This is a genomic window from Microcystis sp. Msp_OC_L_20101000_S702, from assembly GCF_007095705.1.
In the GTDB taxonomy this organism is placed as follows: domain Bacteria; phylum Cyanobacteriota; class Cyanobacteriia; order Cyanobacteriales; family Microcystaceae; genus Microcystis; species Microcystis ichthyoblabe_A.
In genome coordinates this window covers 1-4,947 of record NZ_SFBO01000030.1, presented here as the reverse complement: position 1 = coordinate 4,947, position 4,947 = coordinate 1, and the positions used below count along the sequence as shown (strand labels likewise).

The 4,947-nt window shown below is 40.2% G+C and carries 7 protein-coding genes and 1 pseudogene; 5 read left to right on the top strand and 3 right to left on the bottom strand.

Annotated elements, in window-relative coordinates; all coding sequences use genetic code 11:
- The first annotated feature begins 121 nt into the window (after positions 1–121).
- A complete protein-coding gene (locus EWV60_RS03635) occupies positions 122–556 on the top strand; it encodes a hypothetical protein (RefSeq protein ID WP_287231026.1) in 435 nt (144 codons plus the stop codon).
- Positions 557–896: 340 nt separating this feature from the next.
- Here the strand turns inward: EWV60_RS03635 and EWV60_RS03630 are convergent, their stop codons facing one another.
- A complete protein-coding gene (locus EWV60_RS03630; RefSeq protein WP_002774315.1) occupies positions 897–1,349 on the bottom strand; it encodes an SRPBCC family protein in 453 nt (150 codons plus the stop codon).
- A gap of 104 nt (positions 1,350–1,453) precedes the next feature.
- Between EWV60_RS03630 and EWV60_RS03625 the strand changes: the two genes are divergently transcribed.
- From EWV60_RS03625 to EWV60_RS03615, 3 genes are all read left to right on the top strand, one after another.
- Complete coding sequence (locus EWV60_RS03625) at positions 1,454–1,816, top strand: cupin domain-containing protein (protein WP_002774317.1); 363 nt, start codon at positions 1,454–1,456, stop codon at positions 1,814–1,816.
- 5 nt (positions 1,817–1,821) lie between these two features.
- Entirely contained in the window at positions 1,822–2,667 is an 846-nt protein-coding gene (locus EWV60_RS03620) for a prephenate/arogenate dehydrogenase (protein ID WP_287231024.1), read from the top strand.
- Positions 2,668–2,735: 68 nt separating this feature from the next.
- Positions 2,736–3,194 (top strand): nitrate reductase associated protein, encoded by a 459-nt coding sequence (locus tag EWV60_RS03615; protein WP_287231022.1) that lies wholly within the window; start codon positions 2,736–2,738, stop codon positions 3,192–3,194.
- A 108-nt stretch (positions 3,195–3,302) separates the two neighbouring features.
- Here EWV60_RS03615 and EWV60_RS03610 read toward each other — a convergent pair whose 3' ends face one another.
- Positions 3,303–3,494, bottom strand: a complete 192-nt coding sequence (locus EWV60_RS03610; RefSeq protein WP_002738067.1) for a DUF2949 domain-containing protein — start codon at positions 3,492–3,494, stop codon at positions 3,303–3,305.
- Positions 3,495–3,763: 269 nt separating this feature from the next.
- Here EWV60_RS03610 and EWV60_RS03605 point away from each other — a divergent pair, with 269 nt between their 5' ends.
- Complete coding sequence (locus EWV60_RS03605) at positions 3,764–4,741, top strand: glycosyltransferase (protein WP_287231019.1); 978 nt, start codon at positions 3,764–3,766, stop codon at positions 4,739–4,741.
- A gap of 68 nt (positions 4,742–4,809) precedes the next feature.
- Here EWV60_RS03605 and EWV60_RS23120 read toward each other — a convergent pair.
- Positions 4,810–4,947, bottom strand: a pseudogene (locus tag EWV60_RS23120) (GDP-mannose 4,6-dehydratase); the annotation flags it as partial.

Sequence of the window (4,947 nt, the reverse complement as noted above, 5' to 3'; positions counted from 1 at the left end):
AGGGTGATGCAAGGGTTTTAAGAGATTCTAGCAGATTTAAGTGCATTTGGGAAGCTCTCAATCAAGCTAAAAGCCCTTTCCTGTAAGGTTTTTAGATTTATTCAGCAAACCCTATCTAAACTTGACTAAGACTTTCCACAGGATCCTCGCTCTAGTTCTAGCAATTATCATCGGCTATTCTATCGCAACTAATCTGTATTTTAATCAACGTTATCTTGCTAGTAAATACGGTTCCGAAAGACTCCTATCCGTGGCCGATACAGTGGAAATTATCAATCAGATTCCGGTCGGTTCAACCCTTTGCGATCCAGCTAAGAAAGGCAAAAGAAAAGAGCATGGTCAGTATGATTATATCGATACCTTTATGACCAAAAGAGAGCTAATGATCACCAATGCCTGCCCATCGGGTAGTTATTACATACAGCCGAAATTTAAAATGGCTATGCAAATGAACGATTTATTTCCAATTTTTACCCTCGTCAAAACTCCCCCTCTTGATCGCCCGATGACTTCCCTTCTGGAAACCCCAGAAGCCTATCTCTATAAAATCGAGTAGAAATACCTCAACCATGATAGCGGAATTTGCTTGGGATATTCTTAGGAAGTTTTCCTTTTAGGGAGTCGGTTGTCAGCAATTTCATAGCCAAGACGAAAAGTCCATTAAAAAGGGTGCATCTCAATAAACTCAATGACCACGATGCGCCCCTACCATAATATTATGGTAGGGGCGCATTGCATTCGCCCTCTTTTAATAACTGCTGCTGATCACTACAAGTACGAGAGAGCCACAAATATGAGATGCAGCCGATTAAAATGGACTAAAGTTCTTGTACCTAGTCGGTGACTGACTAGAGCCATCGGACAAAAAATAAATTCCCTAACTGCGGATGATTAGCTCACCTTGGCGGCGTATTATTGACAATATTGAGCGCATAAAGGCGAAAACGCTCTAGATCAGCTTGCAGGGTTGATTCCACCACTCGACCGAGGAAAAGATTATCCATCAATTTTCCTAACCAACCCGGTATAGCATAGGCTGCTGTCAGTCGCACAATACTCCTACCATGACGGTCATAAAAACGAATCGCCCCGCGGTTAGGCAACCCGTCCACGGATTCCCATTGAATCATCTGATGGGGGACAATTTTCATTATCCGTGACAACCAAGTAAATTCTAGACCACCACTGGCTAACTTCCAACGGGAAAGTTCTGGCTCCTCCTCGAGAATTTTCACCGATTCGATCCATTTCATCCAGTGGGGCATTTGTTCTAAATCTGACCAGAGTTCCCAAACCAGATCGATCGGCGCGTCCACTTCTACCTGTACACTATGTTCTAACCAAGTCATTCGTTAATTCTGGCGATGCTGAATATTTCTATGATAACGGCTATTAGTCTTTAGCTTTTCACTCAATGATAAAATAAAAACAATCTTCGAGGTTTAATTTTACTATGTTAATCAGAAAACTGCTCGAATGTCAGGAATTCATCGCCGGTGATCATACCCGATTGCGCGAGTTATTGCATCCCGATAAACAGCCGTTAAATCTACGTTATAGTTTAGCCCACGCGCGGGTAGATGTGGGGGAAACTTCTACTCCCCACGCTTTAAAAACTGCGGAAGTTTATTATATTCTGCAAGGACAAGGAGAAATGCACATCGATGAGGAAGTGCAATTAGTGACTGTCGGTGCTGCCATTTATATACCTCCTCTAGCTAAACAATATATTCATAATTGTGGAGAGGAACCCTTAATTTTCCTGTGCATTGTTGATCCAGCTTGGCGACTGGAAGACGAAATTATCTTTGAGTAAAAATAATGAATATTGGGATTATTGGACTGGGTTTAATTGGTGGTTCCTTGGGGTTAGATTTCCGCGCACAAGGTTATAAGGTTTTGGGAGTTTCCCGTCAACCATCCACCTGTGATATCGCTGTACAAAAAGGAGTGGTAGATGAATCTAGTATCAATTTAGAATTATTAGCCACTGCCGATTTAATCTTTATTTGTACTCCCATACATTTAATTGTGCCAACTTTGGAAAAATTAACTCCCTATTTAAAAACCGAAGCCATTGTCACCGATGTGGGATCAGTTAAAGGGGCAATTGCGGACAATTGTAGTCAATTATGGCCGAATTTTGTCGGTAGTCATCCCATGGCTGGGAAAACCGAACAGGGAATTAATGCTGCACAATCGGGTTTATTTGTCAATACCCCATATCTGATTACTCCCCTTGAATCTACTCCTAACTGTGCCGTGGAAATCTTAACCGAAATAGTACGAAAATTAGGCTGTAAAATTTATTATTCCTCCCCCGAAGAACACGATCGAGCCGTGGCATGGATTTCCCATCTGCCAGTAATGATTAGTACCAGTTTAATCCAAGCTTGTGGGAAAGAACAAGATCCGAATATTCGCCAATTAGCGGAAAATTTAGCTAGTTCTGGTTTTCGCGATACCAGTCGCGTCGGTGCTGGCAATCCCGAATTAGGTTTAATGATGGCTAAATACAATCGTCAAGCTTTATTGATATCCTTGAAAAATTATCGTCAAAATCTTGATCAAATTATTGACTATATTGCAGGAGAAACATGGCAGGAACTAGAAGAAATTCTCATATCGAGTCATCAATATCGAGCCAATTTTCTTCAATCAAAATAACATTTTTTCTAACAATTATACCCCAGCACTGTATTATAGATTTATCCTCAGTAAATCAATGAAATAATATGAACACCTTTTTTGACTTTGAAGCCGAATTTGTTGACTCCTTACGTTGCATACCGATGGCCGTGAGAATGAAACTAGATACCTGTGGAGTTAAATTAAAATTATCCCATTGGATGCAGTTGAGTCAACCAGAAAGAATGGTGTTAGTTAATATGGCTTGTACGACGGCAGCAGAAGCTGCAATTTATCGAGATTTTCTACAAAAATTAATCACGGAAAAAACTGGCAATCCCGCAGGAGAACTAGCAATAGCTCCCCATCCTCCTTGGCTAGATGATAGCCAGATTCCTGATACAGTCCGAGAAAAAGCTAGAGAATTCCAGATTGAAATTAGTTTAGAACAATGGCAAAAATTGCAACCATTCCAACGTTTTGCCCTGATTAAACTCAGTCGTCCCAGTCACGAAAATCTCAACTTTTATCCAGCCCTCAAAGAGTTACATATAGTCGATGTCTAACTCAAGAACCTATGCCAGATTAATTAAGTCCCTTCCTATCTTACTATCATGACAAGCAAAAAGGCGATCGAGTCGATAAATTAGTATTTTAGACCAGATCGATCTCGATTATACCGTTTCCATCCAGTCAAAAACTTGATTCAATTGCGACAAATCAATTAAACCGTACTGCCATAAAACCATCGGCAAAGAACCCACCGATGCTTCACAGAGACGCACAGCCATATCGAGGGAACGGGGGGAAATTGCTAATTTTTCCAAGAGGAAAGTGCGGAGTTGTTTTTGTTGATGAGCTTCCATGATTAAAGATCATTTATAATGACAATCTGATTATTGAATAACTTATCCTCTATTAAAAAGAGATGCTTCCCTCACGGGGATCACCCAATTGGGTGATTTTGTCCAGCAATCACAATAATTTAAGAATTTATCCATAATATGTCCTACTATCCCGAAATTGCTAGTGGGGATATCAACACTTTATTTACTTAGAAAAACGATAAAGGGGAACTTTTGGGATAAGCTATTGATAACCTAGTTTTTGCTCGAGTAGGAGAGAATTGCCCCCAATGAGTCATGCTCCTCAAGTTTCCGTGATTATTCCTTGCTATAATCAAGGTCGCTATCTTGATGATGCGATCGCATCTGTTTTAGTGCAAACATACCAAAACCATGAAATCCTTGTCATTGATGATGGATCCACAGAACCAGAAACCATCGAGGTTTTACAAAATTATCAACAGCCAAAAACTAGGATCATCCGCACAGAAAATCAAGGGGTTGCCGCAGCCAGAAATCTAGGAATTGCCCAAGCGCAAGGAACTTATATTCTTCCTCTCGATGCCGATGATAAAATTGCCGATTCCTATCTAGAAAAAGCGGTTACTTTGCTAGAAAGTAATCAGCAATTAGGTATAGTTTATTGCGAAGCGGAGTATTTTGGGGATAGACAAGGAACTTGGCCGCTGCCTGAGTATAAATTTCCCGATATATTAGTAGATAATATGATATTTTGCTCCGGTTTGTTTCGGAAATCCGATTGGGAAACTGTGGGGGGATATAATAGCAATTTAATTTATGGTTGGGAAGATCACGATTTCTGGCTATCGCTGATCGAATTAGGTCGAGAAGTCTATCGTATCCCAGAAGTGTTATTTTTCTATCGACAAAAAGCTGATTCTATGAGTCGCTCAATGACCGCAGAACACTATATCTATTCCTACACCCAACTTTTTTATAATCATCCCCAACTTTACTCCCAAAATATCCAAGCCATTTTTGCTGCTTTAGTCACATTAAAAGTTGATATATTCGCTCAGTTGGAACAGGCTAGAGAACGAATTAAACAATTAGAAATTCATGAACAAGAATTGCAACAAGACTTGCAAAAAAACCAATTAGATTATCGAGAAAGAGACGAGGAATTACAAAAAGCTGAGAGTAAAATAGCCGCCATGGAAAAAAGTAAATTCTGGCAAATGAGAAGGGCTTGGATTAAAATGCAAAAATTGCTAGGTTTGCTGGAAAAAGACCCGATTTACTCCTAAAAGTCAGGTAAAAATGGCCATGGATCAAGACGGGGGTGGGTTGCCCTTCCCTAACCCACCCGACTTTGTTAATCGACGGCAATTAAGGAACGATTGCGAAGATAAGCCAAATCTTTTAATAACTGTCCGCTATCACCACCGTTATTAAGATTAATCCCCAAAGCCGCTAAATCCGCATCTACCATTAATTTTACCAGTCCCTCGAA

Bases quoted from the DNA above. Each gene is read 5' to 3' on its own strand.
- EWV60_RS03610 (WP_002738067.1), bottom strand. From the start codon at position 3,494: ATGGAAGCTCATCAACAAAAACAACTCCGCACTTTCCTCTTGGAAAAA.
- EWV60_RS03605 (WP_287231019.1), top strand. From the start codon at position 3,764: ATGAGTCATGCTCCTCAAGTTTCCGTGATTATTCCTTGCTATAATCAA.
- EWV60_RS03615 (WP_287231022.1), top strand. From the start codon at position 2,736: ATGAACACCTTTTTTGACTTTGAAGCCGAATTTGTTGACTCCTTACGT.
- EWV60_RS03630 (WP_002774315.1), bottom strand. From the start codon at position 1,349: ATGACTTGGTTAGAACATAGTGTACAGGTAGAAGTGGACGCGCCGATC.
- EWV60_RS03625 (WP_002774317.1), top strand. From the start codon at position 1,454: ATGTTAATCAGAAAACTGCTCGAATGTCAGGAATTCATCGCCGGTGAT.
- EWV60_RS03620 (WP_287231024.1), top strand. From the start codon at position 1,822: ATGAATATTGGGATTATTGGACTGGGTTTAATTGGTGGTTCCTTGGGG.